The sequence below is a fragment of the Leptospira andrefontaineae genome (genome assembly GCF_004770105.1).
GTDB lineage: Bacteria > Spirochaetota > Leptospiria > Leptospirales > Leptospiraceae > Leptospira_B > Leptospira_B andrefontaineae.
Genome location: NZ_RQEY01000005.1, coordinates 574,617 through 594,418, shown reverse-complemented (window position 1 = coordinate 594,418; position 19,802 = coordinate 574,617). Strand labels below are relative to the sequence as shown.

Annotated in this window: 18 protein-coding genes; 9 read left to right on the top strand and 9 right to left on the bottom strand. The window is 39.7% G+C overall.

The features are described 5' to 3' along the window. Positions 1–6 precede the first annotated feature (6 nt). Together EHO65_RS04470 and EHO65_RS04465 are read right to left on the bottom strand one after the other, a co-directional pair. On the bottom strand, positions 7–1,119 hold the full coding sequence (locus EHO65_RS04470; protein ID WP_135772948.1) for an AraC family transcriptional regulator: 1,113 nt from the start codon (positions 1,117–1,119) through the stop codon (positions 7–9). A 41-nt stretch (positions 1,120–1,160) separates the two neighbouring features. Then, complete coding sequence (locus EHO65_RS04465) at positions 1,161–2,795, bottom strand: glycerol-3-phosphate dehydrogenase/oxidase (RefSeq protein WP_135772947.1); 1,635 nt, start codon at positions 2,793–2,795, stop codon at positions 1,161–1,163. 157 nt (positions 2,796–2,952) lie between these two features. Here EHO65_RS04465 and EHO65_RS04460 point away from each other — a divergent pair, with 157 nt between their 5' ends. Further along, positions 2,953–4,962, top strand: a complete 2,010-nt coding sequence (locus tag EHO65_RS04460; protein WP_135772946.1) for a SpoIIE family protein phosphatase — start codon at positions 2,953–2,955, stop codon at positions 4,960–4,962. Between the two features lie 134 nt (positions 4,963–5,096). Beyond that, a complete protein-coding gene (locus EHO65_RS04455) occupies positions 5,097–6,791 on the top strand; it encodes an FAD-binding oxidoreductase (protein WP_135772945.1) in 1,695 nt (564 codons plus the stop codon). Positions 6,792–6,852: 61 nt separating this feature from the next. Here EHO65_RS04455 and EHO65_RS04450 read toward each other — a convergent pair whose 3' ends face one another. From EHO65_RS04450 to EHO65_RS04440, 3 genes are read right to left on the bottom strand one after another with little or no spacing between them, the layout of a single operon-like run. Further along, positions 6,853–7,617 carry an enoyl-CoA hydratase/isomerase family protein gene (locus EHO65_RS04450; protein ID WP_135772944.1) on the bottom strand — a complete coding sequence of 255 codons (765 nt, stop codon included), beginning with the start codon at positions 7,615–7,617 and terminating at the stop codon, positions 6,853–6,855. 17 nt (positions 7,618–7,634) lie between these two features. After that, positions 7,635–8,444: a hypothetical protein gene (locus tag EHO65_RS04445; protein ID WP_135772943.1), complete on the bottom strand. Its 810-nt coding sequence runs from the start codon at positions 8,442–8,444 to the stop codon at positions 7,635–7,637. A gap of 18 nt (positions 8,445–8,462) precedes the next feature. After that, positions 8,463–10,478, bottom strand: a complete 2,016-nt coding sequence (locus tag EHO65_RS04440; protein ID WP_135772942.1) for a tetratricopeptide repeat protein — start codon at positions 10,476–10,478, stop codon at positions 8,463–8,465. Between the two features lie 115 nt (positions 10,479–10,593). On the opposite strand from EHO65_RS04440, the gene EHO65_RS04435 reads away from it, so the two are divergent. Continuing rightward, positions 10,594–12,042 carry a hypothetical protein gene (locus tag EHO65_RS04435; RefSeq protein ID WP_135772941.1) on the top strand — a complete coding sequence of 483 codons (1,449 nt, stop codon included), beginning with the start codon at positions 10,594–10,596 and terminating at the stop codon, positions 12,040–12,042. Further along, entirely contained in the window at positions 12,029–13,141 is a 1,113-nt protein-coding gene (locus tag EHO65_RS04430) for a cysteine desulfurase family protein (RefSeq protein ID WP_135772940.1), read from the top strand. Before EHO65_RS04435 ends, EHO65_RS04430 begins: the two co-directional genes overlap by 14 nt. A gap of 37 nt (positions 13,142–13,178) precedes the next feature. Here EHO65_RS04430 and EHO65_RS04425 read toward each other — a convergent pair whose 3' ends face one another. Continuing rightward, positions 13,179–14,327 (bottom strand): deoxyguanosinetriphosphate triphosphohydrolase, encoded by a 1,149-nt coding sequence (locus tag EHO65_RS04425; RefSeq protein WP_135772939.1) that lies wholly within the window; start codon positions 14,325–14,327, stop codon positions 13,179–13,181. A 121-nt stretch (positions 14,328–14,448) separates the two neighbouring features. On the opposite strand from EHO65_RS04425, the gene EHO65_RS04420 reads away from it, so the two are divergent. Genes EHO65_RS04420 through EHO65_RS04410 form a run of 3 tightly spaced genes read left to right on the top strand, consistent with a single transcriptional unit; the run spans position 14,449 to position 16,193 of the window. Next, complete coding sequence (locus EHO65_RS04420) at positions 14,449–15,078, top strand: DedA family protein (protein WP_135772938.1); 630 nt, start codon at positions 14,449–14,451, stop codon at positions 15,076–15,078. Positions 15,079–15,125: 47 nt separating this feature from the next. Then, complete coding sequence (locus EHO65_RS04415) at positions 15,126–15,677, top strand: HNH endonuclease (RefSeq protein ID WP_135772937.1); 552 nt, start codon at positions 15,126–15,128, stop codon at positions 15,675–15,677. Next, positions 15,678–16,193 (top strand): LIC11661 family lipoprotein, encoded by a 516-nt coding sequence (locus EHO65_RS04410; RefSeq protein ID WP_135772936.1) that lies wholly within the window; start codon positions 15,678–15,680, stop codon positions 16,191–16,193. Here the strand turns inward: EHO65_RS04410 and EHO65_RS04405 are convergent. From EHO65_RS04405 to fliS, 3 genes are read right to left on the bottom strand one after another with little or no spacing between them, the layout of a single operon-like run. Continuing rightward, positions 16,190–16,672 carry a molecular chaperone DnaJ gene (locus EHO65_RS04405; RefSeq protein ID WP_135772935.1) on the bottom strand — a complete coding sequence of 161 codons (483 nt, stop codon included), beginning with the start codon at positions 16,670–16,672 and terminating at the stop codon, positions 16,190–16,192. The genes EHO65_RS04410 and EHO65_RS04405 overlap by 4 nt on opposite strands. Then, on the bottom strand, positions 16,651–17,085 hold the full coding sequence (locus EHO65_RS04400) for a hypothetical protein (RefSeq protein WP_135772934.1): 435 nt from the start codon (positions 17,083–17,085) through the stop codon (positions 16,651–16,653). The genes EHO65_RS04405 and EHO65_RS04400 overlap by 22 nt, the downstream gene beginning before the upstream one ends. A gap of 8 nt (positions 17,086–17,093) precedes the next feature. Further along, the gene (gene fliS / locus EHO65_RS04395; RefSeq protein ID WP_100724678.1) at positions 17,094–17,546 is read right to left on the bottom strand and encodes a flagellar export chaperone FliS; all 453 of its coding nucleotides are present in this window, start codon (positions 17,544–17,546) and stop codon (positions 17,094–17,096) included. Positions 17,547–17,632: 86 nt separating this feature from the next. Here fliS and purN point away from each other — a divergent pair, with 86 nt between their 5' ends. Both purN and purH read left to right on the top strand, forming a co-directional pair. Continuing rightward, positions 17,633–18,259 carry a phosphoribosylglycinamide formyltransferase gene (gene purN, locus EHO65_RS04390; protein WP_135772933.1) on the top strand — a complete coding sequence of 209 codons (627 nt, stop codon included), beginning with the start codon at positions 17,633–17,635 and terminating at the stop codon, positions 18,257–18,259. Between the two features lies 1 nt (position 18,260). Beyond that, positions 18,261–19,802 carry a bifunctional phosphoribosylaminoimidazolecarboxamide formyltransferase/IMP cyclohydrolase gene (gene purH, locus EHO65_RS04385; protein WP_135772932.1) on the top strand — a complete coding sequence of 514 codons (1,542 nt, stop codon included), beginning with the start codon at positions 18,261–18,263 and terminating at the stop codon, positions 19,800–19,802.

Below are 19,802 nucleotides of genomic sequence, written 5' to 3'. Positions count from 1 at the left end.
CGAATTTTAAAATTTTAACGATGTCTTATATAAGACCGCAGTTTTTCTGAATTCGCTAGGTGTGGAATCCGCAAATTTCTTAAATGCTTCGTTAAATGCAGATTTAGAATTGAATCCAACCGATTCGGAAATTGCTAAAATGGAACGATCCGGATCTTCTAAGAGCAGAACCTTTGCTTCTTCTACCCTCCATGAATTGATATAATCTGAAAATTTCATCGATAACCGTTGGTTTAAAAATTCAGAAAGTTGGTGATTGGTCAGTCCTAACTCTTCTGCGAGTTGAGAAAGTGTAAGATCCTCGTCTGCATAAACCTTCTCTCTTTTCATCAATGCTTCTAAACGATCTTTAATCTTGGATTCATCCATTCCCTTTAGTCTGGATTTTTTATATCGTACTTCTCTTAAACTTTTTCCTACAAATCCAAGCCAATTCGGTTCTCTTTGAGAAAGTAAAAATCCTACCACTAATAGTACCGGAAGACTGAATATACTCTCTTTCACAAATTCTATTCTTCTTAAAATGGAACCGGTGAGTCCCCAAAAGATCACAAAACAAACCAAACTTATGAAGATTAAAAACATTCTTCTGGCTCTTTCTTCATTCTCGTCTTGTTCCGAACGAAATAAGTAACTTTTGTACATCCAAAGCAAAGGTAGAAAATAAGAAAGAATCGAAATTTTAGGAGTGATCTGCAAGAATACCAGTATGATAGAATAAACCTTTCCCTGACTGATCTCTTGTAATGTGCGAAGTCTAAATTCTTCTCCTCCTAACCAAAAAGGTAAAAGTGAAATTATAGAGACTATAATCGGTAGAAAGTGAAGAAATATTTCTTTTTTAGAAAGTTCCAGCCCAAGTAATGTGATTTGAAAATGGATATAGAGAAGTGGCGCAATTCCCAAAGCAAAAGGTATATGGATCGCATACAATACAGGAAACGTTTTAACTAATCCGGAAAGGAATGTTGCAGCTCCTACAAGCCAGAAAGAAGAACAAAACATAATTAGGGAGGCTCTTACTCTTTCCCCCAAAGAAGCAGGAGAAAGTAAGATTCCTAAAGACCAGATCCAGCCGAAGGCGATTCCAAAAACTAAATAAGCAGTTTCTAAATCCATTGTACTTACTTAGGGATACCAGATTGAAACTAGATTAAAAGTCAAAAATGGTAACGAGAGAGTATCTCCGAGCTTTCCGCTTTTTTACGAGCTGGATTCCAACTGAGTGTTTTTCCCAATTCTTCCACAATTCTATGAAGTGATTCGGCAGAAGGAGCACCAGGCACCCCTACTCCGGATCTACGGAAGAAGAAATCAGTTCCCTTCTCTATTTTTTCCTCGGAGGCAATATAACGGATCTCCGCAGTATTGAACTCTTCCCCATTATTTAAGGTTACAGATTCATCATTAGATTTCTGGTATTTGAGAACTTCGTAAGCTAAACTTCCGTATCTTGCTCCCAGGGTTTCAAGATATTCGCCTGAAAGTTTCGGATATTTTTTAGTAAGCCCTTTGACTAAAGAAAGAAGATCCGAAAATTCTCCGGACGAAAGTGGGACCTGATCCGTTTCACATGGTAAAAATTTTCCGGGGAGATATTCGCAGAGTTTGTCCGTGATCTTCTCGGCTAAATGTCTACTAGTTGTATATTTTCCACCGAGAGCCGTATAGAATCCAGGAAGTCCTTTCTCTTTATGATCTAAAATTTCAGTTTTGCGAGAAGCATTATAAGTATCTGATTTTTCACCTGGATCTTCTACAAGAGGTCTCATTCCTCCATAATAAAAATCCACATCCGATTCAGTTAGATCCGAATATCCGAAAGTAAAATTAATTTCTTCTAATAAGCCTTGTATGTCTGATTTTGTGACCTTAAATTTATCTGGAGAATCTGAGAATACTGTGTCGGTGGTTCCTATGATCGTTTTACCTCTCCAAGGAAGAACAAACATATGAGTCTTGTCCCTTTTCTTTAAGACTATTGCCTTAGAAACAGTCAATGCTCTGGTCACAATATGGATTCCTTTGGATCGGACTAACACCTTGTCCATTCCAACTCCCGCTAGAGATTCTACAAAATCCGCCCAAGGACCTGCGGCATTCACTACAGTTTTTGCAAATATTGGATAAGTTTTGCCACTTCTTTTGTCTTTTAAAATTGCTTGGTAAACTTCTCCCTGCCTGGAGATCGCGACTAACTCAGTATAATTGAGAACCGTCCCCCCTTTTTTTTCAGCCGAGAAAATAAACTCACATGTATGCCTTTCAGGATTCGTATTCTGGTAATCATAATATAAAAATCCACCTTTGAGCCCGTTCCTAGGAAGGCTAGGAGCTTCCATTACAACTTCTTCCGGTGATAAAGATCTATATTTAGGGATCCAGGAATCCGAACTGATATTTCTATTTCTATCGTATGAAAAATAATCATACATTCCAAGACCAATATTGGTGATCCACTTTTCAGAATTAGAATATACTGGAATAATAAAGCCTAATGTTTTGAGAGCATGAGGACTGATCTTAGCAAGAATTCTTCTTTCTCTTAATGATTCTCTTACCAACCCAAATTCTGCATTTTTTAAATATCTTAAACCGCCATGGATCAACTTAGAAGTTGCTTGGGTAGTTCCGGAAGCAAAATCATTTTTCTCAACTAAAACTGCCTTTAACCCGCGTAAGGTGGCATCCCACAAAGTAGTGGCACCTGTGATCCCTCCCCCTATCACTAAGGTATCGAAAACTTGTGAAGAAATAGGAAAAGAAGAAGTTTTAGCGCCTTTTGTTTTGACCATAGATTCACAGTTTGGATTTGAGAACTCGGTCGGTCAAGACATTAGAAATTACACAAGTTCTTTACTCCAAATCAGCAGATGATAATTTCTGCTTAGACCCGGTTCTTATTTCCCACTTATTTTAGGGACTTAAACCGAACGGAGTTCGATTCAATACATGTCATACACTTCCTCTCGGGCAGGTAGTTTTCAAAACAAATGGAATTCTATTCTAGGTTTTTTTAAGAAGGACCCAGATCGAGATGTTTATGAAAATGAATACATCGAAGATCTAAAAAGACAAACTCGCTCCATCCAATATCCGGGTGCGGTACTTGCGATTTTTGTATGGTTGGGTTTCGCCTTTGGAACGGACCAGAAATTACATCCTGAATTTCCTGAACTTTTTTATTTTCGGATCGGATTCTCCTTAGTTGGTGTTCTTAGCTTATTCTTCCTCCTTTTGGACACATTATTCAAGATCCCTACTCGGAGATATAGTTTAGAAATGGCGTATGTATTCATAGCCTATCTACTTCTTTGTACCTCCTTTTTCACGGGCAGAATTGCAGATGATCCAAATTATGTGTCTGGCCTTCAAATCGCCCTTATTAGTATCGTATTCGTTCCTCTTCCGAAAAAATCATATTATGTTTTCTTAATTTTATCCGCTATTTCATTTATTGCTTCCGCGCTGATATATTCTCCGAACTTGAGCACTCCTCAAGCCGCTTACTCTATGCAAAATCTGGGGATTGCATTCCTTCTTACCCTAGTATTCTCAGTAATATTGGAAAGATATAGATTCGTTAGTTTTGTTAGTAGATTTAAGATCCAGGAAAGTAATAGGGAAATTTCAGAGAAAATGCAGCAGATCCAGGCTTTAAAAGAAAAGCAGGACGGAGATTATTTCTTAACTGCACTTCTTCTTTCGCCTCTAATCAAATTGGATAATTCGGAAAATTCAGCGGTCAAAGTTGAATTCTTATTGGATCAGTATAAAAAATTCTCTTTCAAAGAGAAAGATTACGAACTTGGCGGGGACTTCTTAAGCGCATACATAGTAAAGATACAAGATAGGGATTATACCGCTTTTATCAACGGGGATGCGATGGGAAAATCCATCCAGGGTGCAGGAGGCGCCTTGGTTTTAGGCTCGGTTTTTAATTCTATCATTAGCCGTACTAGACTTTCTCCAGAGATACAATCCAAATCTCCGGAACGTTGGTTGAAAGAAGCATTTATTGATCTACAGAATGTATTCGAGACGTTTGATGGATTTATGTTGATCTCTGCTGTTTTAGGGATAGTAGAACATTCTACCGGGGCAATGTATTATATCAATGCAGAACATCCTTGGCCTGTTCTATACAGGGATGGAAAGGCAATGTTCCTGGGAGCAGAATCTAATATTCGTAAATTAGGGATTTCTGAAATGTTCGGCTCCAAAATACAAGTCCAAACATTCAGGATGCTTCCTGGAGATACGATCTTTTGCGGATCTGACGGTAGGGATGATCTTGTATTAGAAGAGGATTTTTCAGGCAAGAGGGTCATGAATGAAGATGAGACAATTTTCCTTGCGTCAGTGGAAGAAAGTGGCGGAGAATTAAAAACTATCCGCAGATCACTGATCAGCAGGGGAAAACTTTCAGACGATTTAAGTATATTATCCATTTCTTATAATCCTTCCAGAAATCCTTATATGGAAGATAAAAAATCTATTTCGGAAGCAGAGTCCATATTCCAAAAAGGCGACACAAAGGGCGCAATACAAGTTTTAGAAGAAGGTTTAAAAAGATCAGGCATAGTTGGAGAACGTTATTTCCCTCAGGTAGCCAAACTTCTATCCAGATGGTACGATAAATTATCAGAATTCAAAAAAGCTGCGGAATGGGCGGAGAAGTCTTTGGCCTGGGATCCTTCCGAAACCGAGCTCCTATTCTATTCTTCTATACTTTGGAAGAAGGCTTATACTCAGAAAAAAGACGTTGAATACTTAAAATCCGCGGCAGAGCTCGGAGAGAAATTAAGAGTACGTTCTCCAAATCATCTAAAAAATCTGATCAACCTGTCGGATATTTATAGGCTACTTGGCAATTCCTTTCGGGCCAAAAAATTATTAGATGAGGCCTCTATTCTTTCACCGGATGATCCAAAGATCGCAGAGTTAAGAAAACGTCTTTAGGGCATTCATGCAGAGTTGGTTTCTAGGAGTTCCTACATCTGATATTTGATCTGTATCGAAAATCCTTTTTACCTTGCCCTCTGGAAAGATTCGTATTTATTGGAAACGTTTTAATTAATCGGAGATAAGACCCAATGTTCTACCACGAGCTCAATCCCAAAATCGACTACTCCAGATCCAACCTAAGATGGAATGCCTGGGGTGCAAACGATCAAGACTTCGGTAGAAAGGCACAGATGCCGGAGATACTCAAACTTCTCCAAAGAGAATTTAAATTAGATTCAATCCGTGAGACTCCAGCAGTCTCTTTAGATGATATCAAACTACCGAATGGCAAACTAAGCCAGAACGATATCAAAAACCTAAGTTCTATCGTAGGTAAAAGCAATTTCAAAAATGATAGATACGAAAGAATTTTCCATTCCGCAGGCAGAAGTTATTACGATGTTCTAAGACTTCACTTCAATAGTCTAAAATCATTCGTAGACGGAGTTGTTTATCCTAAAAAAGATTCTGAGATTATTAAAATTTTAGAATATTGTTCTAAAAATAAGATCACTGTCATTCCATTCGGAGGAGGATCTTCCGTTGTAGGCGGTGTGGAAGTAATTAAAGGAAAAGGACAAAAAGCAGTTCTATCTTTGGATATGACAGGAATGACTGAACTACTGTCTTTCGATCCGATCAGCATGACTGCGACCTTCCAAGCCGGGATCTACGGCCCTAAATTGGAATATGGACTAAACTTAAAAGGATACACCTTAGGACATTTCCCTCAGTCATTCGAATATTCCACCTTGGGTGGATGGGTCGCTGCAAGAAGTGCGGGACAGCAGTCCAATCGTTACGGAAAGATAGAAGAGATACTAAGTTCAGTAAAACTGATCAGCCCTAACGGAACAGTAGAAACTTTAAGAGCACCGGCATCTTCTATCGGACCGGACTGGAACCAGATCATCGCAGGTAGCGAAGGTCTTTTAGGAATTATTTCGGAAGTTACTATCAAGATCCATAAAATCCCAGAGACTAGAAAATATTTTGGATTAGTATTTCCGGACCTACTTTCTTCCATCAATTTTATCAGGAAGGCGAACCAGGAAGAGATCAAAACTTCTATGATGAGACTTTCCGATGCAAACGAAACAAGACTCTATGAGTATCTCGGAGAATTAGGAAAGAAGAATACACCAATCCGCAAATTCAAAAAATTCCTGCAGAATTCTTATCTGAAATCAGCTGGGATCGGAGAGAACAAATGTGTTGTTTTAGTGGGATTGGACGGATCCAGACAGGAAGTAGATCATTCTTTTGAAGGTCTTAAAAAACTTTGGAAAAAAAGCGGAGCCATCTTTGCCGGAGAAAAACTAGGTCAGAACTGGATCCATAGCAGATATAATATGCCTTTCTTACGAAACCATATAATGCAATACGGAATGGGAGTGGATACAATGGAAACTTCCAGCACTTATGATAAGTTAGAAGATCTTCATAAAGCTGGAATTGAGTCTTTACAAAATTCTATCCCAGGTTCTATCGCCATGTGCCATTTATCCCATAGCTATCACGAGGGAGCTTGTTTGTATTATACGATCTTATTCCCAATGGATGCCAAAAAACCGGAAGAACAATGGTTTAAAATGAAAAGATCCGTTTCCGATACATTCGCTTCTTTTAAAGCTCCGATCAGCCATCACCATGGAGTCGGTTTCGATCATAAAAAATGGTACGAATCTAGCTTAGGTAAACCTGGAATACAAGCTTTAAATGGACTTAAGAAAGTATTGGATCAAAAAGAAATTTTGAATCCGGGAAAACTATTCCATTCTTAAAAATAGGCAGGATAGCCGATTTGCGCAGGAAGCCTGGGCGTTTTTCCCAGGCTTTTTAATATCAGGTAAAGACCGGGCGTCTTCTTTCCTGGATGGATTTCATTCCTTCCTGTCCATTAGAACTAGCAATTGCTTGTGCAAGAAGATCCACATCTCTTTTTTCTAGAGTGTCTGCAAGCAAACGTTGAGAATCTCTAAGAGCAATTTTTACTCCTACTACAGATTCCATTGCCATATCTTGGAATTGAGAACACCATTTTCTCGCTTTTGTAATAAGTTCTTCAGGAGTAGCGGATTCTTCTACGAGTCCCACTTGAACAGCCTCGTCTGCTTTTAGGCCCCTTCCGCTATACAAAAGATCTCTAGCAGTTTTCATTCCGACTAGATCTTTCAAAACTGTTCCTGCGGTGGATGGGAAATTGATACCGATCAAGGATTCAGGAAAACCTAATCTTCCTTTTTTCTCTACGAGAATTCTATAATCGGAGAATATAGCAATTACTGCTCCCACCCCCATAGAGTGACCGTTCATCGCACAAACGACCGGTTTAGGAGAAAATAAAACTCTACCACAAGCACCAAGTGCTTCTCTTAGAACTTCTTTGATTTCTTCCAAGTTTTTGCCTACGAAGATCTCAGGATCGAATCCATTTGAAAAAAACTTATCGTTTCTTCCGGAAAGAAGGATAGATTTTACGGATCTGTCGTTTTCCGCCTGTTCAAGCACTTCTCTAAATTTGCGGAAAAACTCCCTTCCTAAAGAATTAGTCTCGTTTGTTTTGATATAAAGTTCTAAAATATGGCCGTTTTTTTCTACGTCTAACATATTCACTTTCCTTAATATTAGAATCCGAACACCACTTGGTTCAATTTATCAGTGCGGGATACTTTTTTCATTTTAATTTCGATACGATTCTGATCGGCTCCATCCGTTCTGGAAACGATTCTGGTGATCGTGGTCTTAGGAGGAAATTCAACTTCTCCTTGGACACTAGTAACTGCCTTTACGTTTTTACCACTTGAATCCCATTCCACAGAACGGATCCCGTTTTCTGCAGTATAGTAAGTCCATTCTTCTCCCGGTTTTCTGACGAGAACAATTCCATCATTGGGCTGAACGAGCGTCCATTGTGGTTTGAACAATTCGGCGTTTCTGTTGGAGAGAAGATAATAGATTACGGGAAAAGGAACAACTGTTTGTTTCCCTGTACTAGGATCGGATAATACGATATCATCCATGGTTTGTTCATGGATCTTATCTACGGAAACAGTTTTAATACGGATCGTTTGGCCATCGCTAAATACTTTAGAAACACTGATCCCGAAAAGTTTATCGGTCAGCTCAATCTGCATTTTGCCGGTCGGCTTATCATAGAATATTTTTCCAGCTAAAGAGAATACGTCCTTTTTAGGGAAAAAATTCTGGATACGTATATCAAATTCACCTGAATAAGAAGTATTCGATTCTTCTAATTTACGAAGTACTTCTAAATATTTGGAACCTTCCTTGGATTTGGCGCTCCAAAATTTGATCTTTCCTTTTTGGCGAAAATTAATCTCTTCTATATCTGTGGTTACACAGGATTGGAAAAATAGAATAAAACAAAATAATGATCCGAATATAGAAATTCGAGTGAAATGGTTTGTTCTCAAAACAAGTCCTCCCGGTCGCTAAGATTTATTTGAGACCGGATTCGTTCTTAACCTCTCCAATTTTTCCCGAATTCGAACTTTGTCTTCCTTCTTTTGAAAAAGAGTTTCCGATTTTTCCCAGAATCTTCTGGCATCCGCAAACTCTCTTCTTTCATGATGAACATCACCTAAATGTTCACAGATAGTAGGATCATATTCGTTTTTATCCTGCAAAATTTGGAAGGCAAGATTCAAATGTAATAGAGCTTCATCCACCCTTCCCTTCTTATAATAGATCCAACCCAAACTATCTTGGTACGCTTCGTTATCCGGAGCAAGCTCGACTGCTTTTCGGATAAGATCAAGTGCCTCGTCCAGGCGAATTCCTTTTTCAGAATAATGATAACCTAAATAATTGTATGCGATCGGATTTTCAGGATCTAGTTCCATAGACTTGCGTAGATCCGCTTCCATCTCAGGAAGCCTTCCTAGTTTTTCTAAAGTGGAAGCCCTGTAAAAATGATACACGGAAGATTTAGGTTCCAATCGAATTGCTTGTTCGAACGCAGCTCTGCTTGCTTCTAACTTCTCGGATTGAAATAATACAATTCCTAAAAGATAATACGCATAATGATTATTCGGATCATTTTTTAGAATATTCTGAATGATCTCTTCCGACTCCTGGATCTTCCCCGGAGGATTTCCTCGGAGCAAGAATGCCAAATGTAATTCATACTTTTTAGAATCTTCTGGAGAAGGAGAATACTGGATCGCCTTACGAACAGAAATTATAGATCTAAATACGGAACCTGATTGTTCGTATACTCCGGCTAAAAAATCGTATTGTTCTGCGAGGATCCTTGGATCTAGTTTTTCTTGTTCTGTGATCTTAATAGATTCGAGAAGTAATGTTTCTGCAAGTGTGGTCAATTGTGATTGGAGTGCAATTGATGCTACTTCAATTAATTCCCGAATATATTCTTTTTTATCAATATTAGGATCTCTTTTTTGGATCTCTAAAATCCCAAGTCGAATGGATAATCTTTTAGGAAATCTTTCTTTTAAAGGGAAAAGAATACGCCTCGCCTCCGAATATTTGGAATTCAGAACGGAATACAGCCCGAATAGGACCCCGTCTTTATTCAGTTTTCCTTTTTTCTTTAGTTCCTCAAAATAACCGGCAGCCATGGATCTACTTTCTATAAAGTACATCTCTCCAAGCATTAGCTCCACGGAAGAATTTCCCTGGATCTCTTGTAGTATTCTCTGGAGTTGCTTTTTGGCTTGGGAAAACTTGCCTAGTTGATCCAATATTTTTGCGAGAAGAAATCGAATTTCCCAGTTTTCAGGCCTCATCTCCAGATAACCTGAAATATAGAAGAGCGCCTTTGTATTCTGGCCTAAAGCAAAGTATGTTTTTCCTAAAGATAAATATACGAATTCAGGATATTTAGGATTAGAATCTTTTTGTTTGATCAAGTCTCTCAGTGAGCTTAAATATAGGACAGATTTTGCATCATTCTTCAAAGCAAGTTCTGCAGAACTTAATAAATAATAAAAATCAGGATCTTCCGAAAACTTACTCAGATGAGATTCTAAATAGGCCGCAGCCTTATCATATTCTCCGCTGTTTAAAAGAATGGTTCCTTTTAAAATATAGGTCTCTCTGAAATTTGGGTCCGACTTTTCGGCCAGATCCAGTTCTGAAACAGCATCTTTCCATTGGCCTAAATAATAATGAGCCAATGCTTTATTCCAACGGAATACTGCGGAAACAGGAACTCCTACAGCTTCGGAACAACGGATATAATCTTGGAAATTTCGGACTGCTTCTATGATCTCTTCTGTTCTTTCCCTTCCTTCGGAATTTCTGGCCTTATTTAAACTCTCTAAACCTAGAGAATAATAATAAGCCGGCCAAACAGACTTGGCTCTTCCCGAAGCATCAACATCCCTACATACAAAAACGGAGTCAGTATTTTGGGGAGAAGCAAGTAAGGTACCTGCATCCAGAACGGATACCAGAAGGATCGGAATAATGCTTGCGTGTTTCATAATCCCCGGACTTGTATAGGGTTTGGAATCGAAAAAAGCGAAATCTTCACTCTCTCTACTCTCAAGCGAGGGACTCTATTCGTCTAACGAATTTTCCGGAACTTAAGGAAAGAAATTGTTCAGCATTCTAAAAGAAAAGAAAAAGTTATTCTTAACACTTTTGTTGATTTGGACCCTGGCAGCGATCTATATCTATCCCAGGAGATTCCAGATTTTACGATCCTTCGCACTTTGGTTGGAACCTCCCGTTCTAAATCCTTCCCTTTCCGCAAAATTGCAGTCCAAGGGAGACGATCTATTATCCGAAAAAGTAGAATACAGACAGATTGAACATTATCTCAGAACGGATCAATTGTCCAGGGCCTGCGTCCGCGCATATAGAATAGGCCAAGAAGGTACTGGAGATATTTTCAGAGTTCCTAGCTGGATGGAAGCAAAACACCAAGGCTGGACCATGGAAAGACTTTCCAACCCGAGCCAGACCAAATTTTCCACGGGAGAAAAGCCTGTGGATCCATTCGAGTATTGGGAAGAATTCTACCAAATTCCTCTAGAAGCTTTAGATTATTATAAAAGAGCCTTAAACTTTAATCCTTTCGACGGATATAATTCTCCTCCAAGTCAGGCAATATTAGGAAAAGACAAACCTGAGATCGCAGGCAAAAGTCTTTTGGAGAAGATCAGAATTTCTTCTTTTGCTTCTTGCCGCCCGGAAGAAGCGATACTTGCTCATTTCCAAGCGATCCAAAGGATAGAAGAATTAGTATTCGAAAAATTGAAGGAAGTAAAACCTCCATCCATTCCTTGGTGGAAACGTATCTTGAATTTTTTCAGTTTTAGCTGCAATAAGGAAGCAGAAGAGAATGTAACGGAAGATCTCCCAAAAGAGATCCGAATCTGGAAAAAGATCACAGAGTCTCAATCGGACCCAATTATATTCTCAGAAGATTATCCGGACACAACCACATTAACCGCGAATAAGTATAAAACACTTTTAATGAGAACATTAGAATTGCTTAGACTTAGAACGGATGAATCTCATCCTTCTCTTTCTCCGGAAGAATCGGTTTCCTTATTTACAAGAGTTCTGTATTTTTCCTGCTCCAAAAGAGTCATTCCTGCGGAAGCAAAATACTGGGGAGCAAGCGCAATTGCTGCAATCCCTTGCGAAACAACTGACACGGAAGGTGCCAAGGTATTTTATTCTAACTTGAACCGAAATGCTCAATTATTCTATAAATTGGGAGATAGAGATTCCAATTATAGAAAAAGAGCAAAAGATATGTTCGAGTCGGTCTATCAATCTTCTGCAACAGATTTAGGAACCAGATTCCAGGCAAAACTAATGAGAGTCAGATGCCTATTGCATGAATCTAATTTTGACCAGGCACTTAAAGAATTGGATGCTTTGGATACAGAAGTTTATACAGTAGATCCGAATTATAGAAACGATAAGTCCGGCTACGATGACCTGATCGAAGATAAAAAGAAACTATTGCAGTATACCCTTCGTCGAAAAGGAAGATACGAAGAAGCAGACGATATTTTCGATGAAAAGAATTAAATACTTCGATTATAATGCGACCCATCCTCCTATTCCAGGTTTATTAAATAAGATCTTAGAAGAATACGAGGAGGACTTTTTTAATCCTTCCGGTCCTACTCGATTTTCTTTGGCAAGACAAGGCAAGATCGAAGAAGCAAGGAAAGTTTTAGCTAAACTTACTGGAAAGGATCCGAAAGGATTCGTATTTACATCTTCGGGGACAGAAGCGGATTATTCACTCATATATTTCGCAAAACAATTTGTCAAAACAACTGCTTATTTATCTCCCTTCGAACATGCTGCCATGTATTCTTCTTTTAGAAGTTTAGGAATTCCTTATAAAGTTCTAAGTGCTGATAAATCAGGACTGGTTTCCCTTTCCGAATTAGAGTCTTATTTGAAAAGTGAGCCGGGTCCGGTTTTTGTTCTGCATGCAGGCAATGAAACAGGTGTGATCCAACCGATCGAGGATTTGGCGGAAGTTTCCGCTAAATATGGAATGCCTTTTTACTCGGATCTAATCCAATCATTCTCTAAAATTCCAGTTCCATTTTCAGTTCTGAACGGGTTTACATTTTCCGGTCATAAAATCGGCGGAGGTCTCGGCTCTTCCGTTTTATGGTTCGATCCAAAACATCTGCCAGAAGGCGGAGTGTTCCAAGGAGGAAATCAGGAGAATGGACATAGAGCGGGTACGGAAAATTCTCCTTCAATTCTAGCTTTGGCAGAAGCTGCAAAAATCCAATTTGCGGAAATGGAGAATAAAAACAAAAGACTAGAATATTATAGAAATAAGATAGAATCCAAACTCAAAAGTTTAGGTGCAGAAATAGTAGCGGAGAATTCTCCAAGGCTATTTTCCACGACGTTTGCACTACTTCCTTTGGACGATCTAGACTTTTTTATGATGGGAATAGAGGAAAAAGGATTTGCGGTTTCTACAGGATCTTCTTGCAAATCCAGATCCAGAGAAGCAGCACCTTCTTTACTTTCAATGGGATATTCTAATGAGGAAGCTCTTAGAGCGATCCGTATTTCCACCGGTTTATATACTACGGAAGAAGAAGTGGACTCCCTCTTAATCGCTCTGGAAGAAACAATTCTTTCCATTAGATAATAGCCAGTCTCGAAAATCTAAACTTTCGGATCCGAGTTCATTTTCCTATAGTGGATGCCATTTCTTCTGCGTATCTGTCGGTCATTCCGGCCACGTAGTCGCATACACATCTTTCTAAACCTTCTTTTTCTATTCTTCTTTTATACGTTTCCGGAATAGAATCAGGCTGTTTTCTAAAGTGAAAAAATAATGTTTCTATAATATCTCTTCCCTTATCACTTGTGACCACTACGGAAGGATGTCTGTATAGAGTTTTGTATAGAAAAGATTTTAATTCTCTGACCTTCTCCCCGTAGGACGGCTCATACGTTGCGATCCTTTTTCCTTCTTGATAAGCATGATTCAAATCATTCCGATCTGAAATTTTCCAGTCGGAGATCCTGGATTCTATGGTGGAAATCATATTAGAAACCATACTATTGGTAAGTTCTCTAATAATTGTCCGAACAAAAACTTTTCCATCCAGTTTTGGGAACTTACCTTTTACTATTTCAGAAGTTTCGGCCCAAAGAGAAAGTGAGTTCAGATCTTCTGCTTTTAGATAACCCATTTCCAAACCATCGTCTATATCATGACTTGTGTATGCGATCTCATCGGCTACATCCGCGCATTGTGCCTCTAAACTTGGGCCCTCGCTCTTTCTTTCCTTTCCCAAGGTAGAGCCGTCATATTCTGCTCCATGTTTCATCATTCCTTTTAGAGTCTCTTTGGAAAGATTTAGTCCTGGAAATTCCGGATAACGTGTTTCCAAGATGGTGACTATCCTAACTGATTGTTTATTATGTTCGAATCCTCCGAATTCTCCCATTAGATCCGAAAGCATGTCCTGTCCTGCATGTCCGAAAGGTGTATGCCCTAGATCGTGAGCAAGTGCGATCGTTTCGGCGAGTAATGAATTAAGTCCAAGAGCGGAAGCGATCGTTCTAGAAATTCCAGCAACTTCTAAAGTGTGAGTGAGACGATTGCGATAATTCTCGCCTACAGAATAGACGAATACTTGGGTCTTATACTGTAATCTTTTGAATGCACTTGAATGAACTACCCTATCTCTATCTCTTTGGAAAGGAATACGGTATGGGTGTTCTTCTTCTTTATATTCTCTTCCCCCAGTGTCGTCCTGCAAAACAGCATAGCCTGCTAAAAGAGAATTTTCGGCTTGGATAATTTGGTTTCTGTTTTTTTGCACCTGAAACCAATTTGGAACCTAAAAAGACCAAAAGCAAGCCAAACAAATCTAGTTTTTCGATTCCAATTTGCCTCGTATAAGTTTCACTGGTGCAATTCTACTTAGGTAGATAGAAACATTCATGGATCTAGTTAATATCCCGGATTTAGTCAATTTTTTTTCCCGCTTTGGGAATGAGTTCGCTTACTTAGCAGTTTTCTCCACTCTAATTCTTTGCGGTTTCGGTCTTCCTATTCCTGAGGATATCTCCCTGGTTTCCGGAGGAGTTTTGGCAGGTTTAGGATATGCAAACGAACATGTAATGTTCGGTGTAGGAATGGCTGGAGTTCTTGTAGGAGACGGTTCCGTATTTTTACTTGGAAGAGTTTTCGGGGAGAAGGTATTACAAATTCCTTTCATTGCCAAGTTTTTGACCCCGGAAAGATTTTCAAAAGTGCAGGAGAAGTTTTCCCAATACGGAAACTGGGTTGTATTCATGGCCAGGTTCATGCCAGGTCTTAGGATGCCCATTTATCTAACGGCTGGGACTTCTGATCGTATTTCCTTCTTTAGATTTTTGTTCTTGGATATGTTCGCTGCTGCGATTTCCGTTCCGATCTGGGTCTATCTCGGTCATTATGGAGCGAAAAATTTAGACCAGCTCAGCACCTTGGTTCACCAAGGGCAAATTACAGTCTTTGCATTATTAGGAATTCTTGTATTAGGCCTAGTTCTATATTTCACGATCAAAAAGAAACGTTCTGGGAAATAATACTTTTACTCGACATAATTTTGTGAATCTATACAGTTTGGTTAGATATGGATGTTCTAACCCAACCTGTGTTGGTGCTGAACGCGACCTATGTCCCGGTTGCGATCCGAACCGTTAAAGACGCCGTTATCCTTCTAATTCTCCGAAAAGCAGAACTTATTAAAGACGAAAAAGGCCTTTTTATCAGGTCTGAAAAGCTTAAGTTAGCAACTCCTAGAATTATCCTCCTTACAGACTATTATAAGGTCCCTAAACGTAAGCATAAACTCTCTAGAGAAAATATATTCTTAAGAGACGATCATGAGTGCGTGTATTGCAAACGCAAACTGCCTTCTTCCAGACTCACCTTGGATCATGTGATCCCCAAAAGCCGCTGGGATGAGATCCCTCGGGAAAAAAAACCGAAGGATTATCATACCTGGGAAAATCTGGTTACTGCTTGCAGGGACTGCAATAGCAAAAAAGGGAACAAACTTCTGCAAGAACTCAAATGGGATATGCCTGAAAATCGATCGACAAACAAGAGACGTTTTCCACAATTTTCAGTATCCACCCAATTGGTCGAAAAATTCGGCTGGGCGGATTATATACACAGCTAAATGAATCTTTTTTTATCCGGAAGAATGAGCGCATTCTTCTCTATCTTACTACTAATCTTTTCGTTATTCTCTTGTTATAATTATTCCGCAAATCGGATCGTTACTACTCCACCTACTTTGGTAGGGATCACTTTGATCGGCACAGGAGTATATGAACTCAGGCTAAGAGCAGGAAATCCGGAAGCATTTTTTAGCGGTTATACTTTATATACCGGAAGTACCGTAGACGCATCTAGGAACCCTTCTGATTTTTCTTCTGGGAAAGCATGCCAACTTCCCTTAAATATGCTTCCGAACCAGCCAAGAGAATATTCTATAGAAGTAAATCCGACTGCAGGTCCACTCGCGGTTCCTGGTCCTGGAGAAAATACAAACAGAGTCTGTAAAATTGTGGCGACTTTAAATTCAGGCGATTACGTAACCCTTAGATCTTCTGTGATCTCTTTGGATTTGAATAGTGGAACAAAAGATATTTATGTATTCTCTATGCCTTCGAATACATTACAAGTTCCTTAATCTTTAAACCATACGCTTATTTTTTTAAGAGTAGTTTCAGTATCTTCTTTCCAGATACTTTTGGGGAATTTTTCCAAAAAATCTTCCAATTCTTTTTTAGCAGTTTCCAATTCGTCTCTTAAACGCAGAAGTGCAGGATTGTCTTCCTTCTTTAAGTATACAGGGTTTCCATCCGTGAACTGAAAATATTTTTCGATCGCTTGGGCGGCTTTTTGTTTGGCTAGTTTATAGAATTGGAATCCTTCCGGATCTTCTTTAGAATTTTCTAAAATTATAAAAGATTCGTTTTGGAGAGAAGAAAGAAGAACATCCCTTAATTGGACAAGCTCTTTGAATAAAAGATCCGTTTCGTATTCCCCCGAATCTGGATGATATTTACGAGAGAGTTCCCGGAATCTGCTCCGAACTAGATTTGCGTCGAATTTTTTGGGGAGTCCGTAAAAGTCCAGGGCACGGCTCAGCAGGTCCCCGTCTTCCAACCTAATTTCCTATGAGCTAGGAATTTTTTGAGTTGGATCTTGGATTGAACCATATTCAACTCTTTGCGATATTCCTGCAGAATGATCTCCATCTTTTCCCCTACTTGGGAATTCAAATCCCTGGACTCTTCCAATTTTTGGAAGATCGTATCGGAGAGTCGAATAATTTCTAAGGTTTGAGGAGAAGATTCTTCTAATTGTTCGATCTTACGGTCCAGTCGTTTCATCTTTTCGACTAGATTGGAATTTTGGATTTCCAACTTCGCGGTGCCTTCTCCGTCTCCAAAACCAAGAATTTCTAATTGGCGTTTTTGGAGTTCGATCAGTTTATCCAAAAAGGAAATCTTCTCCTCATAATATGAGGAAAGTGTTTCTTCCATAGAATTTTGAATTTTAGATACCCTACCCGCCATTAGTAATCTTAACCTTGGAGGGAAAGACCAGTTCCTCTAGAACCGGCGCTAGGCATAGGGACCACGGAAGAAGTTTTTTCTTTCTTCTCAATTTCTTCCCATGCAAGTTTTAGATCTTCCAGATATTTAATGATTTCGGAAAGGATCTCACTGTCCTTCTTCATATTCGCTTCTAATAAGCGTTTTTTAATATAAACATAAATGCCAAGCAGGTTGTTTGCGACTTCTCCACCGTTCTCCATGTTCAGAGCGAGCATCAGTTCAGTCACAATCTCTTGGGCTTTTAGGATATTATTATTCACCACGTCGTACTTGCGGGGTGTATTATTCTCGATGGCAACGTTCAGGAAGCGAATTGCCCCTTCATATAGCATCACGATAAGCCGGCCCTGACTCACAGTAGAAATTTCGTTGGATTTATACTGTTCGACGGACGCCGTCGATTTTCTAGCAAGTGACATGTGTCTCTCCTGAAATACTTTTCGACAAAATTCCGGACCGCCTTAACGTGGACTGGTAATTCTTAGCGTATTGGATGCGAAAATTCTTGGCAAGTCTGATTCCCAAACCCAGAAAAAAGCTTGTCTTTTTGGCCTCTGGGCGGGGGAGCAACCTGGAAGCTGTCCTTCAGGTGATCCAAAAGGGGAAAATCCCCGCAAATCCCGCATTTTTGATCACAGATAACCCGGAGGCGCTTTCTATCCAGATCGCAGCCCGTCATAATGTCCCCGCCAAGATCTTGGACTGGAAGTCTTATTCAAAGAAGGAAGAATATCATCTGGACCTTCTCCGCACCCTGACAGAGATCTCTCCGGATCTGATCGTTGCCTGCGGATACATGAGAATTTTAAAACCGGAAATCATCCGAGCCTTTCCAAACAGGATCATCAATATACATCCTTCTCTTCTTCCCTCCTTTACAGGTCTACATGCTCAAAAACAGGCGTTCGATTATGGAGTGAAGGTCGCAGGTTGCACTGCGCATTTTGTGGATGAGGGTGTGGATTCAGGTCCCATCATTCTGCAAGGAGTTGTGAAAATCGAGGAAGGAATGACCGAAAGAGAATTGACTCTTGCCATTCTCAAAGAGGAACATAAAATCCTGCCCCTCGCGGTTAAACACTTCTGCGAAGATCGGCTCCTCATTAAAGACAGGAAGGTCTCAATCCTCTAGCATGGTCAAAATCACTCGTGCCCTTATTTCAGTTAGCGACAAAACAGGACTTATCGGATTCGCTAAGTACCTCGAATCCAAAGGAGTGGAAATCATTTCCACTGGTGGAACCCTCAAAACACTTACCGAAAACGGAATCAAAGCAATAGCGATAGATGATTATACCGGGTTTCCGGAAATCTTGGACGGAAGAGTAAAAACTCTCCACCCGAAGGTCCACGGAGGGCTCTTGGGTGTGACCTCCAAACCGGAACACAAACAGAAGATGGAAGAATTAAAAATTCCTAAAATCGATCTGGTTGTTGTGAATTTATATCCATTCGTGCAGACTGTTTCCAAACCCGGAGTCCATCTGGACGAAGCAATAGAAAATATTGATATTGGCGGACCTTCTATGATCCGTTCCGCTAGTAAGAACTACAGACATACAGTTGTAGTTACCGATCCGAACGATTATAAAACTGTGGAAGAATCTATGAAGGTAAATGATGGTTCCGTAGACGCGGACACTTCTTTCCTTTTAATGAGAAAGGCATTCTCTCATACTGCAATGTATGATACTGCAATTTCTTCTTGGTTCAATAAGCTTGCTGGGGAGAAGTTCCCGGACATCCTGAATTTATCTTTCACCAAAAAACAAAAGCTTCGATACGGAGAAAACCCTCACCAGGGTGCCGCATTCTACGAACCTTTGTTTACCAAGAGCGAATTTTCTCCTCTGCAAGGAAAAGAATTATCTTTTAATAATATGTTAGATTTTGATGCGGCATTCCATATTTCCGCACTTCTTCCTGACAATACCGTTTGTATTATCAAACACTTAAATCCTTGTGGGATTGCTTATGCGGATGATACTTTAGAAGCTTTCCGTTTGGCAAAAAGAACGGATCCTATTTCTGCATTCGGTGGAATTATCGGGATCAAGGGAACTGTTACCGGAGAGCTTGCCGTTCTCATCGGTGAGACATTTGTAGAAGGTGTGATCGCTCAGAAGTTCGAACCTGCTGCTCTGGAATATTTCTCTAAGAAACCGAATGTTCGTCTGATCGAGATCGCAGATTTCCAAGAAGCATTGGATGAAATGGATCTCCGACCAATCCATCACGGAATTCTTTTACAAGATAGGGACTATGCAACCATCACTGAAAAAGATCTAAAGATCGTTTCTAAAAAACAACCTACTGAAGAAGATATCAGAGGTTTGATGTTCGCTTGGTCTACTGTAAAATTTATCAAGTCAAATGCGATCGTTTATACGGAAGAGAATGCAACTTTAGGAATTGGTGCAGGACAAATGTCCAGAGTGGATTCAGTTCAATTAGGTGCGACTAAAGCTCTAAACGTTGGACTTTCTGTTGTTGGTTCTTATGTTGCAAGTGATGCATTCTTCCCATTCAGAGACGGGATCGATGCGATCGCAAAAGTAGGAGCAAAAGCAATCATCCAACCCGGAGGTTCTATCCGGGACGAAGAAGTGATCAAGGCAGCTGATGAGCATGGACTGATCATGGTGTTCACCGGCATGAGGCATTTTAGGCATTAA